The sequence below is a fragment of the Streptomyces sp. CA-250714 genome (genome assembly GCF_050936705.1).
Lineage (GTDB): Bacteria > Actinomycetota > Actinomycetes > Streptomycetales > Streptomycetaceae > Streptomyces.
Window position 1 is genome coordinate 2,518,233 of record NZ_JBNJMI010000002.1, and the last position, 22,875, is coordinate 2,541,107.

A 22,875-nucleotide genomic window follows, 5' to 3' on the forward strand; every position below is an offset into this window, starting at 1 on the left:
GCGTCAGCCGGCGGTGCCTGCCGCCTCGTCGGCTGCCTGGGCCCGCAGCGCCCGTTCGACGCCCGCCCGGGACTCGGTCACCAGACGGCGCAGCGCGGCACCGGGCTCGGCCGAGGCGAGCCAGGCGTCGGTGGCCTCCAGGGTCTCCTGGGAGACGTGCAGCGCCGGGTAGAGCCCGATGGCGACCTGCTGGGCCATCTCGTGGCTGCGCTGCTCCCACACGCCCTTGACGGCGGCGAAGTAGCGCTCGATGTAGGGCGCCAGCAGGGCCCGCTGGTCGGTCTGGACGAAGCCGGAGATGACGGCCTCCTGGACCGCGTTGGGCAGAGTGTCACTCTCCACGACGGCCCGCCACGCCTCCGCCTTGGCCTCCGGTGTGGGGCGCGCGGCGCGGGCCGCGGCGGCGTGCCGTTCGCCCGCCGAGGTGGCGTCCCGCTCCAGCTCGGCGCCGATCTCCGCCTCGTCGGCCCGGCCGGTGGCGGCGAGCCGCTCCAGGAACGCCCAGCGCAGCTCCGTGTCGACGACCAGGCCCTCGATGGTCTCGCTGCCGTGCAACAGCGCGGCGAGCAGATCGAGCTGGGCGTCCGTACGGGCCACGGCGGCGAAGGCACGGGCCCAGGCGAGCTGGTGGTCGCTGCCGGGCGCCGCGGCGCGCAGCTGCTCCAGCGCTGCCTCGGCCCAGCGGGTGAGCCCGGTCTCCCGCCAGGCCGGTGCCGCGTACAGATCGAGGGCGAGCTTGACCTGGCGCTGGAGGGACTGGACGACGCCGATGTCGGACTCCTTGCCGATACCGGAGAGCACCAGATCGAGGTAGGAGCGGGCGGACAGCTCGGCGTCGCGGGTCATGTCCCAGGCCGAGGCCCAGCACAGGGCGCGCGGCAGCGGGTCGGCGAAGTCGCCGAGGTGCTGGGTGACGGTGGCCAGCGACTGGGGGTCCAGCCGGACCTTGGTGTAGGTGTAGTCGCCGTCGTTGAGCAGCAGCACGTCGGGGCGCTTGCGCTCGCGGGGCAGCGGCACCTGGGTCAGCTCCCCCTCGACGTCGAGTTCGACGCTGTCGGTGCGGACCAGCTTGCCGTCCACCAGGTCGTAGAAGCCGACGCCGACGCGGTGCGGGCGCAGTGTCGGCTCACCGGTGGCGCCGGCGGGCAGTGCGGGGGCCTCCTGGCGGATGGCCAGCGCGGTGAGGGTGCCGTCCTGGGTGGTGGTGAGCTCGGGCCGCAGGACGTTGATGCCGGCGGTCTCCAGCCACAGCTTCGACCAGGTCTTCAGATCGCGGCCCGAGGTCTCCTCCAGCGCGGTCAGCAGATCGCTCAGCCGGGTGTTGCCCCACTCGTGGCGCTTGAAGTAGGCGCGGACGCCCTGGAAGAACTCATCCATGCCGACGTAGGCGACGAGCTGCTTGAGGACGGAGGCGCCCTTGGCGTAGGTGATGCCGTCGAAATTGACCAGTACGTCGTCCAGATCCCGGATCGGGGCCATGATCGGGTGGGTGGACGGCAGCTGGTCCTGGCGGTAGGCCCAGGTCTTCATCTGGTTGGCGAAGCTGGTCCAGGCGTGCGGCCAGCGGCTGCCCGGGGCGTGCGCCTGGCAGGCGATGGAGGTGTAGGTGGCGAACGACTCGTTCAGCCACAGGTCGTTCCACCACTCCATGGTGACCAGGTCGCCGAACCACATGTGGGCCAGCTCGTGCAGGATGGTCTCGGCGCGGCCCTCGTAGGCGGCGTCGGTGACCTTGGAGCGGAAGACGTACTGGTCGCGGATGGTGACCGCGCCGGCGTTCTCCATGGCGCCCGCGTTGAACTCGGGCACGAAGAGCTGGTCGTACTTCTCGAACGGGTACGCGTAGTCGAACTTCTCCTGGAACCAGTCGAAGCCCTGGCGGGTGACCTCGAAGATCGCGTCGGCGTCCAGATACTCGGCCAGCGAGGGGCGGCAGTAGATCCCCAGCGGCACGCTGCGGCTCTCGCCCTCCCGTCGCCCGCCACCGCCCACACTGGACTGAGCTTCGCTCAGGCCCCTCTTGTCTTCCCAGCTGCTGTGCACCGAGTGGTACGGGCCGGCGATGATCGCGGTGATGTAAGTGGAGATCCGCGGCGTGGGGGCGAACCGCCACGTGTTGTCCGCAGGCTTCGGAGTCGGAGAGTTGGAGATCACCGTCCAGCCCTCGGGGGCGCGCACCGTGAACTGGAAAGTGGCCTTCAGGTCCGGCTGCTCGAAGGTGGTGAAGACCCGGCGCGCATCCGGCACCTCGAACTGGGTGTAGAGATATGCCTGGTCGTCGACCGGGTCCACGAAGCGGTGCAGACCCTCGCCCGTGTTGGTGTAGGCACAGTCCGCGACGACGCGCAGCTCCTGGGGGCCGGGGCGCAGTCCGCGCAGGGCGATACGGGAGTCGGCGAAGACGGCGGCCGGGTCGAGGGATTCACCGTTGAGGGTGACCTCGTGCACAGTGGGCGCGATCAGGTCGGCGAAGGTGTCGCCCGCCTCGGCCGCGTGGAAGCGGACCGTCGTCACGGAGCGGAAGTTCCCCCCGTCCTGCGCACCGCTGAGGTCCAGCTCGATCTCGTACGAGTCCACGGTGAGCAGCCGGGCCCGCTCCTGGGCCTCTTCGCGCGTCAGATTCGTGCCAGGCACTTCGTTGGTCTCCCCACTCTCGCGGATCTCGGCGCTGTCGTAGTGATTGCTGAAGCCATACTTGCACGCGGTTGTGACAGCTGGTGGCGGACGTTCCCCCGCAGTTCAGACAGGGGTCATCCGGATCGCCGATGAAACGGATGAGGGGGTTCCCCGCCCCCTGGAAACTCCGCTACCGGGAGACCGAATGCCCCGTCGCAGCCGCTTCTGGCCCGCCGACTCCGCTCCCTCTTCCGCTTCCCCCACCGACTCCATTTCCCCCACGGATTCCGCTCCCCCAAGGGATTCCGCTTTCCTCACGGATTCCGCTTCCCCCACTCACCGCACCGATCCCCCGTCCCGTACCGACTGCGCTGCCGCCGCGGCCCGGCTCCACCCGCCCTCGCACGGCCTCGGGCGCCGTCGGGTGCTGGGGCTCGCCGGGTCCGCGGGGGCCGCGGCGACGCTCGCGCTGGTGACCGCACCGGCGCCCGCGCGCTCCCCTGTCCCCCCGCCCGCCCCCGGCAGGTCCGTACGCCGCGCCGCGCACGCCCCGTCCACCGGGGACGAGCCGGGCGCCGGCACCACCCTCACCGAGCTCGCGGTGCCCTCAGGGGACGGACCGTACAAGCGGCTGGTGACCGGGCCGGGCTGGCGCCGTGTCGTACGTACCGACCTGGCGCCGGCCGACCGGCAGCGCGCCGCGAAGGCCGTACCGCTGGCAGCGTTCGTGCAGTTCACGGACCTGCATCTGGTGGATGTGCAGCACCCGCTGCGCTACGAGTATCTGCGCGCGGAGACCGCCAGCGCGTGGCGGCCGCAGGAGGCGCTGTCGGTCGCCGGTGCCGTCTCGCTGGTCGAGCGGGTCAACGCGCTGACCGGCGGGCCCGCCACGGGCTCCCCGCTCTCCTGCGTCGTCACCACGGGTGACAACACCGACAACAACTCGATCGCCGAACTGGAATGGTTCGTGGAGGTGATGAGCGGTGGCCGGATCACCCCCAACACCGGCGAGCCCATGCTGTACGAGGGCGTGCAGGACTCCGGGCTGCGGGATTTCTGGCAGCCGGACTCCGACGTGCGTGACCGCGACAAGAACGTGGGTTACCCCCGGATGCACGGCTTCTTGCGGGCCGCTGTCCGGCAGGTGACCAGCCCTGGTCTGAAGCTGCCCTGGTACGCCACGGTCGGCAACCATGACGCCCTGCCGGGCGGCTGTTTCGCCGCCGGGGACGCGCGCGGCTTCTTCGCCGACTTCTCCGTCGGTGACCGGAAGCTGATGGACCTGCCCAAGGCGCAGGCCGGGCAGCTGTGGCGGGCCGTGGACAAGGGCCTCGACCCCAAGGGGAAGCTGTTCGAGGAGATGCTGCGCTCCGAGCGGCGCCGGATGCGCACCGTCACCCCGGACCCCAAGCGCGCTCCGGTCACCCCGCGCCAGTACCTGCGCACCCTGGCACGCCCGCACGCGAAGGGGCGGGGCCCGGCCGGGCACGGGTACACGGAGGCGAACGCCGAGGACGGCACGCTGTACTACACGTTCCGGATATCCGACGACGTGATGGGCTACAGCCTGGACACCACCCGACGCGACGGGCACTACAAGGGCCGCGTGGGCAGGGCGCAGCTGCGCTGGCTGAAGAGCAAGCTGGCGGAGCACGACGACATGTACGCGCTCATCTTCAGCCACCACACCAGCACCACCACTCCGGAAGGCGGCGAGGAGCTGCTGTCGCTGCTGCGGGACACCCCGCACGCGGTGGCCTGGATCAACGGGCACAGCCACCGCAACCGGATCACCCCGCACGGCACGTTCTGGGAGATCAGCACGGCCTCCCACATCGACTATCCGCAACTGGCGCGCACCGTCGAGCTGGTGGACAACAAGGACGGCACCCTCTCCCTGTTCACCACCCTCATCGAGTCGGCGGCACCGCACCGTACGGACTTCACCGATCTGTCGCAGACCGGGCTGGCGGCGCTCTACCGGGAGCTGGCGTTCAACGCCCCGGGAACGCGCCGTGGGCTGGAGGGCGGCGAAGGGGACCGCAACACCGAACTGCTGCTCCGCAAGCCGTGACCCGGTGGCCGTTTCACTCCCGTCGGTGGCCGTTTCACTCCCGCACCGGAAGGGCCGCCAGGCACGCCCGTACGGCAGGGCTGTCCCCTCCCGCCCGCCAGGCGGCCCGCACCTCACGCCGCAGCGGCGGCCGTACGGAGACGAACCGCACCCCGGACGGGCAGGGCCGCCGGGCCATGCCGGGGACGAGGGCGGCGGTCAGCCCGCCTGCCACGAAGGCGAGTTGGGTGGCGTACTCGGTCACCGCATAGCGCACCTTCGGCTCGACGCCGCGTGCCCGCAGGGCCTGTACCAGCGCTTCGTAGGGCTCGGTGCCGACGGGGCAGCTGGACCAGCTGGTGCCGTCCAGCTCGGCCAGGTCCAGCGTGTCCCGGCCGGCCAGCGGATGCCGGGCCGGGAGCGCCACCTGCACCTCCTCCACCGCGAGCGTCCTGACCCGTACGCCCTCGGGCAGCGGCATGGGGCGGCTGTGCCAGCTCTCGATCAGCAGCAGGTCCAGTTCGCCGGACAGCAGCAGCGGCACCAGGTCGACGGCCTCGCCGTCCACCACGGTGGGCCGCAGCCGGGGGTGTGCCTCGGTGAGCGTGGCGAGTACGTCGGGCAGCAGGGCGCGCAGACAGCTGCCGACGCCGCCGAGCCGGAGCGGGCCGAGGACCTCGTCGCCGAGGTCGGCCAGGTCGGACTCGGCCGCGGTCAGCTGGGCGACGACGCGGGCCGCGTGCTCGGCCAGCACCCGGCCCGCGTGGGTGAGGCGGACCCCGCGTCCCTGCGGCTCCAGCAGTTTGTGGCCCGCCTCGCGCTCCAGCTTCGCGAGCTGCTGGGAGACCCCGGAGGGCGTGATGTGCAGGGCGGCCGCAGCGCGGGCCAGCGAGCCGTGCACGGCGACCGCGTCGAGCGCGCGGAGTCTGTCGGAACTGAACACCCAAGCAATGCTAATGAGTATCCCATACAAATCGTCGCTTTTGCTTGAGAGTGATGACCGGCAGAGTGGCTGTCATGACCACCACCGGGAAGGGGGCCCAGAGGGCCGAGCCACGTGCTGGACTGGCCGGGCGCAGCCCGGTGCTGCTGGCCGTGGCCGCGTCGGCGTGCATCTCCGCCTCCGCGATGTTCGTGAAGCTGTCCGGGGTCAACGCGGGCACAGCCGCCTTCCTGCGCTGCCTGCTCGCGCTGGTGGCGCTGCTGCCCGTCGCACTGCTGGAGCGGCGCCGGCTGGGGCCACGACCGGCCCGCGCGCAGCTGTTCGACCTGGTGGCGGGCGCGCTGCTGGGCGTCGACTTCGTCTGCTGGGCGCAGAGCATCCACGACGTGGGCTCGTCCATCGCCACCGTGCTGCTCAACATCCAGATCGCCGTCTTCCCGCTGCTCGCCCTCGCCGTCACCGGCACCCGACCCGGCACCCGCTACTGGCGCACACTGCCCGTGCTGCTGCTCGGCGTCGCGCTGGCCAGCGGTGCGATCGGCCACCCGGAGCCCGGCAGCAGCCCGGTCTCCGGAGTGCTCTACGGCGCCGCGGCCGGGGTGGCGTTCGCCGGCTATCTGTTCCTGACCCGGCTGGGCGGCGGAGGGCAGCACACCGTCCAGCCGGTATGTCTGTCCACCATGGCCGCCGGTGTCACCTCCGGCGTGCTGGGTGCGCTGTGGACCGGTGTCGACCCGGCGCCCGGCTGGGCTCCGCTGGGCTGGCTGGCGGTGATGTCGCTGTTCGGGCAGGTGCTGGCCCTCGTGCTGATGGGGCCCGCACTGGCGCGGCTGGCGCCGGTGACGAGTGCCGCGCTGCTGCTGCTCCAGCCGGTGCTCGCCGTGCTGCTGGGCGTCGTCTTCCTCGGGGAACGGCCCACGGTGACCCAGTTCGCCGGGTGCGTCCTGGTCGTCCTCGCCGTATGGCACACCAGTCGGCGAGATCACTAAAGTCACCGTCCATGCACCTGCCACGCCCCTTCCTCATAGGGCTGATCGCCGTCGTGACCACGTGCGGGCTGGCAGTGAGCTCCTCCACGGCCGCCGACGGGGGCCATACGCGCACCCGCGAGGCCATGGAGGCCATGGTCGAACGGGACGGCGCCCCCGGAGTGCTGGCACAGGTGGAGGACGGCGCCGGAGTGTGGATCGGCAGTACGGGCACTGCGGACTACAGCACCGGGCGCGCCCGGCTGGCCAGGGACCGCTTCCGGATCGGCAGCCTCACCAAACCGTTCGTGGCGACCGTGCTGCTCCAGCTCGCCTCGGAGGGCAGGCTGCGGCTGGACGACCCGGTGCGCCGCTGGCTGCCCGACCTGCGCCTGGGCCGGTACGGCGCGGCCGCGGGCGGTCCGGGAGCTGCGGTCACCGTGCGCCAACTCCTCGGCCACACCAGCGGTATCCCGGACTACATCGCCGATCCCGTGCTGCGCAGGGACTACTTCAGCCCCCGCTTCCTGACCCACCGTTGGCGTTCCCACACCCCCGAGAAGCTGGTCGAGCGCAGCCTGTCCCGGCCGCCGCTGTTCCGCCCGGGATCGCGGTGGAGCTACTCGAACACCAACTATCTGCTGGCCGGCCTGGTCATCGAGCGTGCGACAGGGCACTCCTACGCGACGGAGATCGAGCGCCGGGTGCTGCGCCCGCTGAAGCTGCGCGACACCTCGCTGCCCGGCAGCTCGTCCCGCATCCCGGGGCAGCACGGCAAGGAGTACTCCACGCTGTTCGCGCCCGGGGCACACCCTCCGGTACGGGACGTGACCTCGCTCGACCCGTCGCTGGCCGGCGCCTCCGGCGAGATGATCTCCTCCGACCGCGATCTGGTGCGCTTCGTACGCGCCCTGGTCACCGGACGGCTGCTGCCGCCCCGGCAGCTGGCCGAGATGAAGACCACCCGCCGAGCCGGCTCCGGCAACCGCTACGGGCTGGGCCTGACCGGGCGCACCCTCTCCTGCGGCGTCGAGGTGTGGGGCCATGAGGGCACCATCCACGGCTCCATCACCTCGGCGTTCAGCACACCGGACGGCACGCACACGGCCGCCTTCAACATCAACGGCGACTGGTCGGGCGACACCGACGACCTGGTCGAGGCGGAGTACTGCGACTGAGCCGCCCGCTGCGCCGGTCAGCGCGGCAGGACGGTCACATACTCCGCGGGCTCCAGCTCGCAGGCCGCCATCAGGGCCGTTCTGACCACGGCGGCCTGCTGCGCGAGGGAGTCGCGCAGCTTCTCCGGGGTGACGTGGACGACGGTGATGCCGAGCTGCTCCAGGGACTCGCGCTTGTGGGTGCAGGCGTCCCAGGCCGCCTCCGCACCGGCCCGTGGGGTACGCGCGTCGATCTCCACCGCGACGGCCTGGTCGGGCCAGTAGGCGTCGACGGCGCCCAGATGCGGCCCGCCGGGGACGCGTAGTTCGACGTTCCAGCAGGGGTCGGGCAGCCCATGGCCGAACACCATCTCGTACAGCAGGCCCTCGGTCAGTGCGCGCCCCTCCGCCAGCAGGCTCTCCACGGCGTCCGCGACATACGGCAGCCCCAGCAGCCGGGCTCTGGTCAGCTCGCGCACCACCGGCTGCGGCTCGCAGTGCCCGCCGCGCACCGCCTCGATCAGCAGCCGCCGCACGTCGTCGGCGTCGGCCAGCCGGGCTACGGCGTCGGCCAGCGCACGCGGTACGGGCGCCACTGGCAGTCCGGTGATCTCCTCGGGCTCGGGCAGGATCCGGGTCCGCACCAGGTGCGCCGAGGTGTACGCGCAGCCCGCCGGGAGCGGCGCGCGGGCGCCCGGTCCTGTGGGCTCCCCCAGATCCGGGACGAGGACGTCGATCCGCTCCAGGTCGAGCAGGGAGGGAGCGGCGGAGAAGCAGTGCAGGGCGAGCGCGGCCAGCCCCGTGATCATCGCGCGGCGGGACGACCCGGGCCGGGCGTCGGGCGGCGCGGCGGCGTCGCTCTGCGCGTACAGCAGCGCGGCACGCAGCCGTTCCTCGCTGGTGGGCAGGCCGGTACGGGGCGGGAGTGGTACTTCGTGCGTCATGGTGTGGGCGATTCCCCACTGCCCGCGGGGTGCCAACGTGTGTGACAGAGCTGTCGCCGAATGCGGACAACCCTGTACTAAAGCACGGCAGTTCGACTGCCGATAACGGTCCGCCGGTGCCGGGTGCGCGGTGCGGTCCCGTACGGCGGGCCGTGCGGCGTCAGCTCTTCTTGTTCCGGTCGCCCAGCGAGACGAGTCCGGCGATCACCAGGAAGAGCACGATCGGCGCGGCAACGTACAAGCCCAGGGTCTCGGCGATGCTCAGGCCGGGGCCCGGCTGGTCGCCGTCGTCGGGCGCTACCGCGAATGCGGGCGACGACAGCAGCAGCGTCAGCGTCGCACCAGCGGTGACCGTGCCTGCGCGCAGGGCGTTCTTGTTGACCTTGTTGCTCACACAGCCAACATATCGGACGGGTGATCGGGCCGCGCGCCGGGGTGGTGCTACCGGGAGTTCATCGCATCAGCTGCCGGACGACGCGACAGCAGTCGGACGGTGCAGCAGCGTCGGGCAGTGCGCCAGCCATCGGACGGTGCAGCAGCAGTCGGACGGTGCGACAGTGCCGCCCGCGCCGGGTGCACTCACCCGCCGTGCGGGGTGCCCGGCTCGGCCAGGGCCCGGCGGAGCTCCGCGAAGAGTTCGTGGGCGCGCGGGGAAGCCGCCAGTTCCTCCAGCGTGCGGGGCCGCCCTTGCGCGTCGGCCACCGGGAGCCGCCAGTTGGGGTACTCGTCGCTGGTGCCCGGCACGTTCTGCGCGCGCCGGTCGCCGACCGCGTCCGGCAGCCAGACGCCGACCATCCGCGCGGGCGTCCTGGCGAGGAACCGGTAGACCGCCTTGATCGCGCCCTCCTCGTCGCCCCGTCCTTCCGGCAGCAGCCGCAGCCGCTCGAACAGGGCGAGCCACTCGGCGAGTTCGGCCCGGTCGGCGGCGTGCTCGGCAGCGGCCTCGTGCGCCAGCATCCCCAGCCGCCGGCGCAGCTCGACATGGGCGCCGGTGAGCCGCGCCGCGGTGCTCGGCAGATCGTGCGTGGTGGCCGTCGCCAGACAGTCGGCCCGCCACTGCCGCGGCAGCAGCGGCGCGGCCCGCCCCTTGCCCGCCCGGTGCGGCCCCCGCTCGGCGCCGCCCGCACTGCTGCCGTGGACGCCGTGCTCCGTGGCGTCGCCCTCGGTTCGCCCCGCGGCGGCGTCGCTCTCGCGGCCCTCCGCTGCTCCGGTCCCGTACGCGCGCTCGAACCACAGCACCGAGGTGCCCTGCACCCGCCGGGCGGCCAGTTCCTCGCGGACGCCCGGTTCGACCGTGCCCAGGTCCTCCCCGATCACGGCGGCGCCCGCGCGGTGGGCCTCCAGGGCGAGGACGCCGTGCATGGCCTCGCTGTCGTACCGCACATAGGTGCCCTCGGTGGGCGGACGGCCCTCGGGGACCCACCACAGCCGGGAGTGGCCCATGACATGGTCGAGGCGCAGCGCGCCCGCGTGCCGGAAGAGCCCGGCGAGGACCTCGCGGTAGGGCGCGTACCCCTCCCGGGCGAGGGCGTCGGGGCGCCAGGGCGGCAGTCCCCAGTCCTGGCCGCGGGCGTTGAACTCGTCGGGCGGGGCGCCGACCGTGATGCCCTGGGCGAGGATGCCCTGGTGCGCCCAGGCGTCGGCGCCGCTGGGGTGCACGCCGACGGCCAGATCGTGCACCAGGCCGATCGCCATCCCCGCCGTGCGCGCGGTCCGCTGCGCGGCGGCGAGCTGGCAGTCGGTGAGCCAGGCGGCCCAGCTGTGGAAGTCGATCCTCTCCTGGTGCTCGTCACGCGCGCGTGCCGTACGCGCCGAGCGCGGATCGTCCAGTCCGGCGGGCCAGGAACGCCAGTCGGGGCCGTGCAGTTCGGCGAGGGCGCACCAGGTGGCGTGGTCCTCCAGCGCCTGTCCGCGCTCGGCGAGGAAGTCGCAGTAGGCGGCCCGGCGCCCGGGGCTCAGCGGGACGGTGCGGACCAGCTCAAGGGCCGCGCGCTTCAGCTCCCAGACGGCGTCCCGGTCGATGTGCGCGTCCTTGTGCAGTACGGCGTCGCGCAGCGCCGCGGCGCGGGCCAGCAGGCCGTCGGCCGCCCGGCGCTCGGCCGGGCCGAGATAGGCGTACTCGGGGATCTCCTCGATCCGCAGATGCACCGGGTCGGGGAAGCGGCGGGAGGAGGGGCGGTAGGGCGAGGGGTCGGTGCGGCCGCCCGGTGCGGCGGGGACGGCGCTGTGCAGCGGGTTGAGCTGGACGAAGTCGGCGCCCAGGCAGCGGCCCGCCCAGCCGGCGAGCTCGCTCAGATCGGCGAGGTCGCCCATGCCCCAGGAGCGGCTGGACAGCAGCGAGTAGAGCTGGAGGAGCAGCCCGTACCCGCGCGTGGTGCCGGGGCGGGTCCGGGGCGCGGGGAAGAGGTCGGGGGCGACGATGAGGAAGCTGTGCGCGGAGCGCTCGTCGGGCGCGTGGGCCAGCAGCGTGTGGACGCCGGGCGGCAGCGCGGTCCCCGGGCCCCAGTCGAGGGTCTCACCGCTCTCGGTGACGACCCGCAGGGCGGTGCCGTCCGGAAGTCCGGAGCGGCTCGGGAGGCCGGATAAGCCTGCCCTGGTGGCCGACCCGGAGGGCGCGCCGGAGCGCAGCACGACGGTGGGCGGCAGCAGTCGGCGGCTGTCCCACTCGTGCTGCTCCAGCGCGGCACGGACGGCGCGCGGCGTCGAGGCGTCGACGCCCAGGGCCGCGAGCACGGAGACGACCGTCTCCTCGGGGACCCGGATCTCCCGGCCCGGCGCGGGCTCGTAGGAGAGCGAGACCCCGTGTGCCGCGGCGAGCCGCGCGAGGGGGGTCATCAGATGTCCGCCGGCTCCGTACCGTAACCGACCCCGGTGGGTTCGCTGGTCAGTGGCGCCTCGGCGAGCGGGGGCTCACTGGTCAGCGGAGTGGCGTCGGCGAGCGGGGGCTCGCTGGTGAGCGGCGCGTCGGCACAGCCGCAGCTGCACGAGCCGTCGAGTCCGGAGTCGGGGTCGGACACACCGGACAGGTCTACCGGCTCGTGCCCTCGTTTGGAGAGTGCGCGCTGTTGGGGGAGCGGGGTGAGGGCGGAGATCAGGAGTTCAGCGGACGCGGCCACGGGGGCCTCCGTTCGTTGACGAAAGGATGGACAGGACTCGCCCTACCCAGTCGACGGGCGTGCAGACGTGTCCGAAGAGGGAACGTGTCCCAGCTCACGTCGGTTCCCGCGGCGAATCGGCGACAGCTCCGGCTCGGGAAAGAAGAACCAACGGCAAAACGGTCATCCAGCGCGAGTTTTTGCGGACCCGCGAGTAAGCGTCGGCTCCCCGTGCGCGCCGCCCGCGGTGCCGCGACGGACGACTGCGGCCAAAGTCCGCGACGGCCGCGCCGCCGAACCATAGAATCCGCAGGCGCCCGCGTTGTGCGGCAGCACACCAGTGGCCGCCCACGGTGCGCCGGTTGGCGACGCCGCCCCTGTCGAACCGGCCGGTCACAGCACGTACAGCGACCCGTACGCTACGCACGGCAGGCGCGCGACAGCGACGTACGCGCTGGACGGAGGGGTTCCGGTCGAACATCGGGAGGAAGCGGTGGGGACAGCGCGCGGCGAGGGCGACCAGGGGACGCCCTGGGCCGGTACGGGCACCGTTCCACCCACGCGCCCCGGTGTGCCGGGCGGCTGGGGCCGGATGAGCGCTGCCGCTCTCACGGCGGCGGTCGTCTCGGGCCTGCTCGGCGGCGCCCCGGCCGCACAGGCCGCTCCCCCGCCCGCACCGGACGGCCCCGCCGCCGGAAGCCTGGACGACGACAGCGCACGCGAGGGGCTGCCTCCGGTCTGGCCGCGCCCTCAGACGATGCGCGCCCAGGGCGAGTTCGTCCCGGCGGGCTCCCAGGCCACCCTGATCGTCGACAAGGACGCCGACGAGTACGCCCTCCAGGTCGTCCGCGCGACACTGCGCGAGGCAGGCGTGCGCACGGTGCACGAAATAGGCCCGGAGCGCGGCGACCGGTCCACGCGGGCGTCCGTGCGCCCCGGCGACCTGGTCGTACGGGTCGGCACCGAGTCGGCGGCGCCCGCCCTGCGCGATCTGCGCGCCCCCGCACGCAGCGACCTGCCCCCCGGCGGCTACCGCCTGGCAGCGGGGCACTCCGACGGGCACTACACGGTGGCGCTCGAAGGGACGGACGGGGACGGGCTGTTCCACGCCGCGCAGACGCTGCGCCAGCTCGCCACCGAGCAGGGCGGCCGACGCGGCTTTCCCGGCGTCCTGGTGCGCGACTGGCCCACCGCCTCCGTACGCGGCACGACAGAGGGCTTCTACGGCCAGCCCTGGACGCAACAGGAGCGGCTGAGCCAGCTGGACTTCCTGGGCCGTACGAAGCAGAACCGCTATCTGTACGCACCGGGCGACGACCCGTACCGCCAGGCGTCCCGCTGGCGCGATCCGTATCCGGCCGCGCAGCGCGCCGACTTCCGCGAACTGGCCGAGCGCGCCAAGCGCAACCACATCACGCTCGGCTGGGCGGTCTCGCCGGGCCAGGGGCTGTGCTTCTCCTCGCCGGACGACCGCAAGGCACTGCTGCGCAAGCTGGACGCTATGCGCGCCCTGGGAGTGCGCGCCTTCCAATTGCGCTTCGAGGACGTCAGCTACAGCGAATGGCACTGCGACAAGGACGCGGACACCTACGGCACGGGCCCGCGGGCGGCGGCACGCGCCCAGGCGGAGCTCGCCAACGCGGTGGCCGACCATCTGGCCGCACGCCATCCGGACGCCGCGCCGTTGTCCGTGGTGCCGACGGAGTTCTACCAGAAGGGCCACACGGAATACCGGTCCGCGCTCGCCGAGAAGCTGGACGACCGGGTGGAGATCGGCTGGAGCGGTGTCGGCGTCGTACCCCGCACCATCACCGGCGCCGAACTCGCCCGCGCACGCGGCGCCTTCCCGCGCCACCGGCTGGTGACGATGGACAACTATCCGGTCAACGACTTCGCGAGCGACCGGATCTTCCTCGGCCCCTACCAGGGCCGCGACCCCGCCGTCGCCTCCGGCTCGGCCGCGCTGCTGACCAACGCGATGAAGCAGCCGACGGCCTCCCGCATCCCCCTGTTCACGGCCGCCGACTACGCCTGGAACCCGCGCGGCTACCGCCCCAAGGAGTCGTGGCGGGCAGCCGTCGACGACCTGGCGGGCGGGCGCGACAGCGCGTCCGGCACCAGGGCCGCCGTGCACGCGCTGGCGGGCAACGACGCCTCCTCGATGCTGGGCAGCGACGAGTCGGCGTATGTCCGCCCGCTGCTGGACGCCTTCTGGCGCGCCTACCGGCAGGGCGAGGGCCCCGAGCTCGACCGGGCCGCCGGCAAGTTGCGCCGTGCGTTCACCACGATGCGCACAGCCCCTTCCCGGGTTCCGGACGGGCTGGGCAAGGAGGTCGAGCCGTGGCTGACCCAGCTGTCGCGGCTCGGCGCGGCGGGCGAGCGGTCTGTCGACATGCTGCTCGCGCAACTGCGCGGTGACGGAGCCGCCGCTTGGAAGGCGCAGTTGGAGGTGCGGCGGCTGCACGCCGAGAGCGCCAAGAGCAAGGTGACCGTCGGCAAGGGCGTGCTGGCGGACTTCACGGACAAGGCACTTGAGCTGTCCGACGAGTGGACAGGCGCGCAGCAGCGCAAGCCCGGGCCCAAGGCCAAGACCAAGCCGAAGGCCGGGCCGGGAGGCGGGCACGGCCGGCGGCTCCCCGTGAGCGGTGGCCCGGAAGGCACCCCGCGCCATCCGCTCTCCGCGGCCGCCGACGGCGACCCGAGCACCTCCTACCGGGCGGCAGCCGGCCCGGCCACCGGCACCTTCACGCCCGATCGCCCGCCCATGCTCGTCCCGCCGTCCGCGGCGGCCAACGCCGCGAATGACGCTGATGCCGCCGAAGCGGCCGGGAAGCGTGGTGACGGCCACCCCGAGCGCTCCGCGGAGGCACTGACCGTGCGGCTGCCCAAGCCGCGCCCGCTGCGTGCCGTCACGGTGCTGACCGGCCCGCACTCGGGCACCCGGGGCACCATCGAGGCGCACATCCCCGGCAAGGGCTGGCAGCGGCTGGGCACGCTCTCGCAGACCGGCTGGACGCAGCAGACCGCCGGCCGGTACGGCAACGAGAAGGCGGACGCGCTGCGGCTCGTCTGGAACGAGGAGACCGAGCCGCCGGTCGTCCACGAGATCACTCCCTGGTACGCCGACACCCCCGCGGCCTCGCTGTCGCTGCCCCGTACGACCGTGGACACGGCGATCGGCGGCGGTGCCACCCGGGTCACCGCGCGACTGACCGGGAACCGGCCGACGGACGTACGCGGCAGGATCACCGCGAAGGCCCCCAAGGGCTTCACCGTGCGGACGCCGCTGCGCACCACCGTGCGACGGGGCAGCACGGTGGACGTGCCGCTGCGGATCACCGCCGACAGCTCGGTCAGGACGGGCAGTTACCGCATCCCCGTCTCGTTCGGCGGGGAGCATCTCACGCTCACCGTACGGGCGTTCCCGCGCACCTCGGGGACGGATCTCGCCCGGCACGCGCGCGTGACGTCCTCGGCGGACGAGACGAAGGACTTCCCCGCCGCCGCGGTGGCCGACGGCAAGCGCGACACCCGCTGGTCCTCACCCGCCAAAGACGGCGAGTGGGTGCAGCTGGAGCTGGCCGAGCGGACCCGCGTGGGGCGGGTCGTGCTGCGTTGGCAGGACGCCCACCCCTCGCGCTACCGCATCCAGGTCTCCCCCGACGGCAAGCGCTGGCGCACCGCGGTCACGGTGCGGGACGGCAAGGGCGGCAAGGAGTCGGTCCGGATGGACACCCCCGGCGACACCCGCTATGTGCGCGTGGTCGGCGACAAGCGGGCCACACGCTTCGGGATCTCGCTGTGGTCCGTGGAGGTCTACGGCGTGGACACCACAGGCCAGGCCAAGCACGCCCGGCGGGACGGCGACCGGGACGCCGGCTCCCGGGCGGAGTAGCTCAGGGGAACGGGGGCTGCCGGGCGGCACCCCCACCGGCCGTCCTCACAGCGGGTCGCGCGTTCGTCACAGGCGCCGGTGCGGGCACAACCTGGTGCGGGCATAACAAAGCCCGGGTCTCAGGCAGTGGATCTGCCGTCGATCCGGGCGAGATCATCGTCCGCGCCGTATGGCTGGAGGTAGGGCAGCCAGCGCGGGTCCCTATGCCCCGTGCCGATGATGCGCCACGCGAGGCCGGAGGGCGGGGCGGGTTGGTGACGCAACCGCCAGCCCAGCTCCGCGACATGGCGGTCGGCCTTCACATGGTTGCAGCGGCGGCAGGCCGCCACCACGTTCTCCCAGGCGTGCGCCCCGCCCCGACTGCGCGGGATGACATGGTCGACGCTGGTTGCGATACCACCGCAGTAGGCGCAGCGGCCGCCGTCCCTGGCGAACAGGGCGCGGCGGGTGAGGGGAACACTGCCGCGAAAGGGCACCCTCACGAACCGCTTGAGACGGACGACGCTGGGGGCGGGTATGACGCGGGTCGCGCTGTGCATCAGGGCGCCGGAGTCCTCCAGGCTGATCGCCTTTCCGTTGAGAACCAGTACGAGCGCGCGGCGAAGCGGTACGACGCCGAGCGGCTCGTACGACGCGTTGAGGACCAGGACATGCGGCACGGTGCCTCCTTGTACGTCGGCGGCGCGTGGCTCGCGCCGTGACGATCTCCCCTCAGTGTGTCCCGTGCCCTGGTGACTTCGCCACCACGACCGGGCAACCCACTGAGCGTGTTTTGGACCACACCGGCTGTCTCCCCCCTGGAACAGTCTTCTCACTCGAACATGTGGCCTCATACTGCTCGGTGGCACCAATTGTGAAGGCCCTGCGCCGTTAGTGTGGTCCTGGCATTCGTACGGGTGCCTTGCGGATGTGTCTCGCACGGAAGGTCAACCTGTGTACTGGCTGCTCAGCGCCTCCCCCTCGCCCGACGGCCCTCAGCCGCCGAAGTCCTTGGAGGACGCTCAGGACAGCGCCGGAGAAGCTGCCGGATGGGTCCAGGAGCACTGGTCGGACTGGCTCGCCACGGGTCTGCGCATCGTCTTCATCTGTGCCGTCGCCATAGTGCTGCGCTACCTCATCCGCCGCGCGATCACCCAGCTCATAACGCGGATGAACCGCAGGGCCGAGATCACCGACAGCGGCAACGCGCTGCGCGGGCTGCTGGTGAGCGGGGAGCGCCGCAGACAGCGCTCCGAGGCGATCGGCTCCATCCTGCGCAGCGTCGCCTCGTTCGTGATCATGGGCACCGCCGCGATGACGGTGCTCTCCGGGCTCGGGATCAACCTCGCTCCGCTGCTGGCCAGCGCCGGCGTCGCGGGCGTAGCACTGGGCTTCGGCGCCCGCGACCTGGTGAAGGACATACTCGCGGGTATGTTCATGCTCCTGGAGGACCAGTACGGGGTCGGTGACCGGGTGGACGCGGGAGAGGCGTCCGGTGTCGTCCTGGAGATCGGGCTGCGGGTGACGCAGCTGCGCGGCGACGACGGTGAGATCTGGTACATCCGCAACGGCGAGATCAAGCGCATCGGCAACCTCAGCCAGGGCTGGTCCATGGCGGCGCTCGATGTCCGGGTGCGCGCGGACGAGGATCTGGAGGAGGTCAGGGCAGCCGTCGTCAAGGCGGGCGAGGAGATGGGCAAGGAGAGCCCCTGGGACGAGATCCTGTGGGAGCCCGTACAGGTCCTCGGCCTGGACGAAGTGACGCTGGACTCCATGGTGCTGCGGGTGTCTGTCAAGACGATGCCCGACAAGAACCTGCCCGTGGAGCGGGAGCTGCGCTGGCGCATCAAGAGGGCGCTGGACGCACGCGGCATCCGGATCGTGGACGAACCGTCCCTCGCGCTCGAGTCCGTGCGGACCCCGTCGCTGAAGAAGTAACCCTGAAGTCGCTGAAGAAGTAGCCCCGAAGAACCCGGAAGCGGCCCTACGCGGCAGTCGCCGACTGCCCTCGCGAGGGCCGTTATCCCGTGCCCGTGAAGCGGCTTCCCGTGTCCGCGCCGGTGCCGGCCGCGTGGGCGTGCGCTGTGGCACGCCCACGCGCTGCCGGGCCGAAGTTACCGGCGTACCAGGGTGATCGTCGTCCATGCGCCCACGTGCACCCGGTCGCCCTCCTTGAGCGGGACCGGCACGAAGGGCTGGATCGGGTCCTCGGCGCCGTTGATGGTGGTGCCGTTGGTCGAGTCCTGGTCGACGACGGACCAGCTGCCGTCCGGCTGCTGCACCAGCACCGCGTGCTGGTGCGAGACCCCGGGGTCCTCCGGAGGGCGGCCCAGATCGATGTCCGGGGCCTCTCCTGTGGAGGCACGGCGACGGCCGATGGTGATCTGCGGGCCGGTGAGCGGCAGCTGCTGCTCCGGGGAGTACGCGGGCAGATTGAGCGCCGCCGCCTCGGGGCCGCTGCGCTGCATCATCGCCGCGAAGTACTCACGGTCCGGCCCGATCATCGCCGTCCACGCCCCGCCACTCTGCGGAACGCCCGCGCCCTGCCGGCCGTAGTCCTGGCCGGGCGGCGGGCCCTGCTGGTGGCCGTACTCGGGCCGGCCGGGCTGCTGCCGGCCGTAGTCCGGGCCGGGTTGCTGCTGGCCGTAATCCTGACTTGGCTGCTGCTGACCGTAGTCCTGGCCCGGCTGCTGCTGGCCGTAGTCCTGAGCCGGCTGCTGTTGGCCGTAGTCCTGGCCTGGCTGGTGCCGGCCCGGGGCGCCGTGCTGGCCGGGCACGCCCGGGGCCGGGGGGCCGGCCGTGCCGGGTGGCGGGGGCGGGCCGGGAGGGCCGTCGGGTGACTGCGGCGGCGCCTGGGGTGCGCCCAACTGCTGTTCGGCAGGGCCGGGTGGCGAGAGCTCCCAGTCTCCGCCGGCGGGCTGCCCGGACGGGCTGCCGTACGGCTCGGCTCCGGGGCCGGGCGGGTAGGGCTGTCCCTGCCCGGGGAAGCCGCCGGGGGCGCCTGGGCCGGGGCCGTCGAACGGTCCGGGGCCGCCAGGACCGGGTGCGGGTGCACCGGGGCCGGTCTGCTCGCCGGACCCACGGCCGTCGGTCCCGTAACCGTGGCCCGGGCCCTGGGAGCCGGGCATTCCGGGGGCACCGGGCTCGCCCGGACGCCCGCCGCCGAGCCCCTGCGGGCCGGGCCAGCTGGGGACGTTCGAGCCGGGCTGCTCCGGACCGGCCGGGCCGCCGGGTCCCCCCGGCTCACCGGGGCCGGGGCCACCGTGCGGGCCCTGCGGGAACCCGCCACCGGGACCCTCGGGGCCGGGGCCGGGACCACCGGGGCCGCCGAGATCACCGGGACCAACAGGACCGCCGGGGCCACCGGTACCACCAGGTCCGCCGGGACCAACGGGCCCACCGGGCTCGCCCGGACGGCCAGGGCCCTGCGGGCCGGGGCCGGGACCGCCGAAGCCGGGGCCGCCCGCACCGGGACCCTCAGGGACACCGGGCGGCGGGGGCCCGCCCGGGGCTCCCATACCGGGGCCACCGGGACCGGGTTGGCCGCCAGGACCACCAGGACCGCCCGGGCCACCCGGACCGGGGGCGCCCTGCCCGTGGGGCGGCGGGAAGCCGGGACGGCCGGGCTGGGACTGCTGGTCCGGCGGGACGTACGTCGTCGGCGAGTGGGTCAGGAAGTTGTAGCGGCACTCCTCGCAGAACGGCGCCACGGACTCGCGGGGGGTGCCGCACTGGGGGCACAGTTCGGGCGGTCCCGAGTCGGGGCCCGGATAGCCGTAGCCCTGTCCGGGCTGCTGACCCTGGCCCTGACCGGGGGCCGGCGGCGGACCGGGCGGGCCGGGATAGCCGTAGCCGCCGGGTGCGGACGGCTGAGGGGGCGGCGGTACGGCACCAGCGGGCGACGCAGGTGCGCCGGTCATGCGGTGACCGCAGACCTCGCACCAGTCGTCGGCCGCAGACTGGTGGCCGTTCGGGCAAGTCGGCATGGTGAGTGCCTCCCCCTCCGTGCTCCTGCTCTTCGGTACCTGCTTGGTACGGATCGTGCCGGTTGTGCGGGCTGTGTGGGTTGTGAAGTTCGTTACGGAAGTGCCGCAGCCGGTGCGGCTAGCGCTTCACGCGAACCGTCTTGGTGGACCGCGTCTCCAGCGTCATCTCATCGGCCTCGGCGACCTTCGCCTTCAGTCGAACAGTACCCGTCGCGGCATCCACCACGTCGACCACCTTCGAAAGCAGTTTCGCAGTATCCGCGTTCCCCGACTCGCTCGCCAGCTGTACGGCTCGTCCCAGTTTGGCTGTTGCGCCTGCTTCGTCCCCGGCCTTCCGGAGTTCGAGGCCCGTCTGGATCGCCTGGGCCAGTTCGGCCTGCCCCGTGTAGTGCGCGACCTGCGGGTTGATGGAGGTGGTGGCCACCATGTCGTCCGTCCACACCGCGCGCACCAGCCCCTGCCCGAGCGTCTTCGGGGTGCCGCCGTCGGGTGCCGGGAGGATCAACGAGACGCGCGCTGCGAGCATCTCCTGGCCGACCTCGGCCGCCGGCACCTCCACACAGACGTGGTAGTCCCGGGACTCGTCCCCCCATGACCCTGTCGGGTAGTCGCCGGCGCGCGGCCCGGTCTCCGTACGGCGGTCCGTCAAGTCCTCGACCGTGGGCGCCACCTGCTTGACGAACTTGACCCGGGTGCTCTGCGGCGTCCACAGGCGCAGCGCCACATCGGCGACCTCCTTGCCCATGGCGTTCTCCATCAGCTGTGTGAAGTCCGCCGCCAGTCCGTCCGGATCGGCCACGATGTCCGCACTGCCGAGCAGTGCGGAGGCGATCCCGGTGACCTCCTTGACCTCCCAGTCGGTGCCCACTCCCCGTGCGTCACAGGTGAAGTGGCCCGCGCAGGCGTCCAGTGCGGCCTGCAACTGCTCGGGCTCCTCGTGCTCGTTGCGCCCGTCGGTGAGCAGGATGCCGTGCCGGATGGCGACGTCCGCCGTGCTCAACAGCTGGTCGGCCAGGCGCAGCCAGGTGCCGATGGCGGTGCCGCCGCCCGCCGACAGGCCGCGCAGTGCGTCCTTGGCCTGGGCGCGGGTGGTGGCGTCGGCGGTGGCGAGCGCCCCGTTGCCGGGGAACACCTCCTTCGCCTTGTGGGTGCCCGCGACGACGGCGAACAGGACGCCGTCCCTGAGGGTGTCGATGGCGGCGGCCGTGGCGCCGCGCGCGTTGCGCATCTTGGTGGGCGGATAGTCCATGGAGCCGGAGCAGTCGACCATGATGACGACTGCCGCGTCAGCGCCTTCGCCCACCGGACTGCCGCCCGGCTCTGACACCGGCAGCGGGAGGCCGCCGGTGGTGCCGCCGCCCGTGGAGGTGACGGTGACGATGGCGTTGACCTCCCGGGCACCTTCGGGCAGGAACTCGTTCTGGTAGACGTCCACCGAGAAGCGCGGCGCGTTGGACTTGGAGAAGTTGGCCATCTCTTCCGCTCCTGTTGTGCTCTACAGCTGTGGTCTCTACAGCGACACGTAGACAAAGGGGCGGGTGGAAGTGCGGTGGTGCTCGCGGCCCTTCCCCCGGACAGCGTCTTCGTCGTCCCCCGGCACCGCTGCTGCGGTGTTCACCAAGGCCCCCCGCGGCGTGCTCGACTCAGGCCGATCCTGCCCCTCCCGGCGGTGCGGGGAACGGCACCACCGCCACCGTTACGTTGTCGTGCCCGCCGCCGTCCAGGGCGTAGCCGACCAAATGCTGGGCGGACTGGAGCGGGCGGACGAGGGCGTCCGGCGGCACGGCGGCGGCCATCTCCTCGGCGGACTCGGCGTAGTTCCACAGCCCGTCCGTGCACACCACGACGACGCCGGGCTGGTCGGGCTTGAACGAGGCCGTGTGCGGGTCGATTTCGTACGCGTCAGCGCCGAGCCAGCCGGTGATGGCGTGCGCGCGGGGGTCGGCGTACGCCTCGGCCTCGTTCATCAGCCCGGCGGCGACCATCTGCGCGGCCCAGGAGTCGTCCTCGGTCAGCCGCGCGGGGGCCGCCGTACGGTCGTCGGGCACCCAGTAGACCCTGCTGTCGCCGATCCAGCCGACGGTCAGGATGCCGTCGGCGCTCAGCGCGCTGACGACGGTGCAGGCGGGCGCGTTCTTGGACGGTTCGACAGGCGCGTCGGCGGCCAGTGCGTTGACCGCGTCGGAGGCGGCCACCAGCGCGTCGTACATCGCCTGCTGCGGGTGCCTGCCCAGCGGCAGTGCCTGGCACAGCGAGGCGCTGGCCGCCTCGGCGGCCGCCGCTGACGCCTCGTCGGGACGGGTGGCCGAGGAGACGCCGTCGCAGATGACGGCGAATGTCGCCGGTGTCCCCTGGGACGTGGTGGTCTCCGCGATGGCGAAGAAGTCCTCGTTGCGGTGGTGCCGCAGTCCCCGGTCGCTGGCCGCGGCGACGGTGTCGAGTGCGTACTCCATGTGGTCGCGGTCCCGGGGCTGTTTGTGGCCGCAGTGCTCGCAGTAGCCGTCGCTGTCGATCGTGCCGGTGCCGCAGGCCACACAGATGGGGCCGGACGGCTCGATTCCGGCAGCGGCTCCGGTACGGCCACCGGCTGCCTCGTGCGCCGCCGGCTCGTCCCGTACGGTGCGCGGGTCGGGCCCGGTGGGCGAGGGCGCGTAGGTGCCCGAGGGGTCGACAGGTGGCGCCGAGGCTCCAGGTGACGCGGGGGTCGCGGGGCCTCCGGTTGCCGCAGGGGTCGCGGTGGCCCCTGGTGCCGCGGGGGTCGCGGGGGCCCCGGGTGCCGCGGGCGCGTCCGGCGGCGCCGGTGCGCCCGGGTGCCCGAGTGCGGGCGGCAGGGCGAAGTCGGGCTCCGCCGGCTCCGGTCCGCGCTCGGCGGTGGTCGGTACGGAATGTGTCGGCGGGGGGCCCTGTTCGGTCACTCCGTCGACGGCCTCCCCCGGTGCCACGGGGAACGCCTGGCCGGGTCCGGCCGCCGCCCCGGCCTGCACCTGCGTGGGCGGGGCCGGCGGGGCAGCGGGGGGTGGAGGCGGGGGGTAGCCGTAGCCGCTCGCCGGGAGACCGTCCGGGAGAGTGGGGGTGCGCGGTGCGGGGGGTGCGTCGCCGGGCGCTGCGGGGCCCCGCGCCGCAGCCGCGGCGGCTGCCGCGGCCTCGACGTTCGCGCCGCACGCGCCGCAGAAACGGTCACCCTCCTCGAGCGGTTCCGCGCAGCTCGGGCAGGCGGAGAGTTGGTCCAGCTGAGGCAT

Annotated in this window: 15 protein-coding genes; 5 read left to right on the forward strand and 10 right to left on the reverse strand. The window is 73.0% G+C overall.

The features are described from left to right. Positions 1-3: 3 nt before the first annotated feature. Positions 4-2,634, reverse strand: coding sequence for an aminopeptidase N (gene pepN, locus ACQEU8_RS30180; RefSeq protein ID WP_433106655.1), 2,631 nt, complete (start codon positions 2,632-2,634; stop codon positions 4-6). Between the two features lie 187 nt (positions 2,635-2,821). Here pepN and ACQEU8_RS30185 point away from each other — a divergent pair, with 187 nt between their 5' ends. After that, the gene (locus ACQEU8_RS30185; RefSeq protein WP_433106657.1) at positions 2,822-4,690 is read left to right on the forward strand and encodes a TIGR03767 family metallophosphoesterase; all 1,869 of its coding nucleotides are present in this window, start codon (positions 2,822-2,824) and stop codon (positions 4,688-4,690) included. Positions 4,691-4,724: 34 nt separating this feature from the next. Here ACQEU8_RS30185 and ACQEU8_RS30190 read toward each other — a convergent pair whose 3' ends face one another. Next, entirely contained in the window at positions 4,725-5,612 is an 888-nt protein-coding gene (locus ACQEU8_RS30190) for a LysR family transcriptional regulator (protein ID WP_433106659.1), read from the reverse strand. 74 nt (positions 5,613-5,686) lie between these two features. Here ACQEU8_RS30190 and ACQEU8_RS30195 point away from each other — a divergent pair, with 74 nt between their 5' ends. Further along, entirely contained in the window at positions 5,687-6,601 is a 915-nt protein-coding gene (locus ACQEU8_RS30195; RefSeq protein WP_433106661.1) for a DMT family transporter, read from the forward strand. Between the two features lie 11 nt (positions 6,602-6,612). Then, entirely contained in the window at positions 6,613-7,758 is a 1,146-nt protein-coding gene (locus ACQEU8_RS30200; protein ID WP_433106663.1) for a serine hydrolase domain-containing protein, read from the forward strand. A gap of 17 nt (positions 7,759-7,775) precedes the next feature. Here ACQEU8_RS30200 and ACQEU8_RS30205 read toward each other — a convergent pair whose 3' ends face one another. The 4 genes from ACQEU8_RS30205 to ACQEU8_RS30220 all read right to left on the reverse strand — a co-directional run bounded on the left by ACQEU8_RS30205 (position 7,776) and on the right by ACQEU8_RS30220 (position 11,797). Beyond that, positions 7,776-8,681, reverse strand: a complete 906-nt coding sequence (locus ACQEU8_RS30205) for a hypothetical protein (protein WP_433106665.1) — start codon at positions 8,679-8,681, stop codon at positions 7,776-7,778. A 160-nt stretch (positions 8,682-8,841) separates the two neighbouring features. Next, complete coding sequence (locus ACQEU8_RS30210) at positions 8,842-9,075, reverse strand: hypothetical protein (RefSeq protein WP_433106667.1); 234 nt, start codon at positions 9,073-9,075, stop codon at positions 8,842-8,844. 185 nt (positions 9,076-9,260) lie between these two features. Next, the gene (gene malQ, locus ACQEU8_RS30215; protein ID WP_433106669.1) at positions 9,261-11,516 is read right to left on the reverse strand and encodes a 4-alpha-glucanotransferase; all 2,256 of its coding nucleotides are present in this window, start codon (positions 11,514-11,516) and stop codon (positions 9,261-9,263) included. Then, positions 11,516-11,797: a hypothetical protein gene (locus ACQEU8_RS30220; protein WP_433106671.1), complete on the reverse strand. Its 282-nt coding sequence runs from the start codon at positions 11,795-11,797 to the stop codon at positions 11,516-11,518. The genes malQ and ACQEU8_RS30220 overlap by 1 nt, the downstream gene beginning before the upstream one ends. Positions 11,798-12,368: 571 nt before the next feature. Between ACQEU8_RS30220 and ACQEU8_RS30225 the strand changes: the two genes are divergently transcribed. After that, the gene (locus ACQEU8_RS30225; protein ID WP_433108825.1) at positions 12,369-15,671 is read left to right on the forward strand and encodes a beta-N-acetylglucosaminidase domain-containing protein; all 3,303 of its coding nucleotides are present in this window, start codon (positions 12,369-12,371) and stop codon (positions 15,669-15,671) included. A gap of 119 nt (positions 15,672-15,790) precedes the next feature. Here the strand turns inward: ACQEU8_RS30225 and ACQEU8_RS30230 are convergent, their stop codons facing one another. Then, on the reverse strand, positions 15,791-16,330 hold the full coding sequence (locus ACQEU8_RS30230; protein ID WP_433106673.1) for an HNH endonuclease: 540 nt from the start codon (positions 16,328-16,330) through the stop codon (positions 15,791-15,793). Between the two features lie 274 nt (positions 16,331-16,604). Between ACQEU8_RS30230 and ACQEU8_RS30235 the strand changes: the two genes are divergently transcribed. Continuing rightward, the gene (locus tag ACQEU8_RS30235) at positions 16,605-17,588 is read left to right on the forward strand and encodes a mechanosensitive ion channel family protein (RefSeq protein WP_433106675.1); all 984 of its coding nucleotides are present in this window, start codon (positions 16,605-16,607) and stop codon (positions 17,586-17,588) included. Between the two features lie 176 nt (positions 17,589-17,764). Here the strand turns inward: ACQEU8_RS30235 and ACQEU8_RS30240 are convergent, their stop codons facing one another. The 3 genes from ACQEU8_RS30240 to ACQEU8_RS30250 all read right to left on the reverse strand — a co-directional run bounded on the left by ACQEU8_RS30240 (position 17,765) and on the right by ACQEU8_RS30250 (position 22,875). Then, positions 17,765-19,636 carry an FHA domain-containing protein gene (locus ACQEU8_RS30240; RefSeq protein ID WP_433106677.1) on the reverse strand — a complete coding sequence of 624 codons (1,872 nt, stop codon included), beginning with the start codon at positions 19,634-19,636 and terminating at the stop codon, positions 17,765-17,767. 118 nt (positions 19,637-19,754) lie between these two features. Beyond that, complete coding sequence (locus tag ACQEU8_RS30245; RefSeq protein ID WP_433106679.1) at positions 19,755-21,110, reverse strand: vWA domain-containing protein; 1,356 nt, start codon at positions 21,108-21,110, stop codon at positions 19,755-19,757. A gap of 169 nt (positions 21,111-21,279) precedes the next feature. Next, complete coding sequence (locus ACQEU8_RS30250; protein ID WP_433106681.1) at positions 21,280-22,875, reverse strand: protein phosphatase 2C domain-containing protein; 1,596 nt, start codon at positions 22,873-22,875, stop codon at positions 21,280-21,282.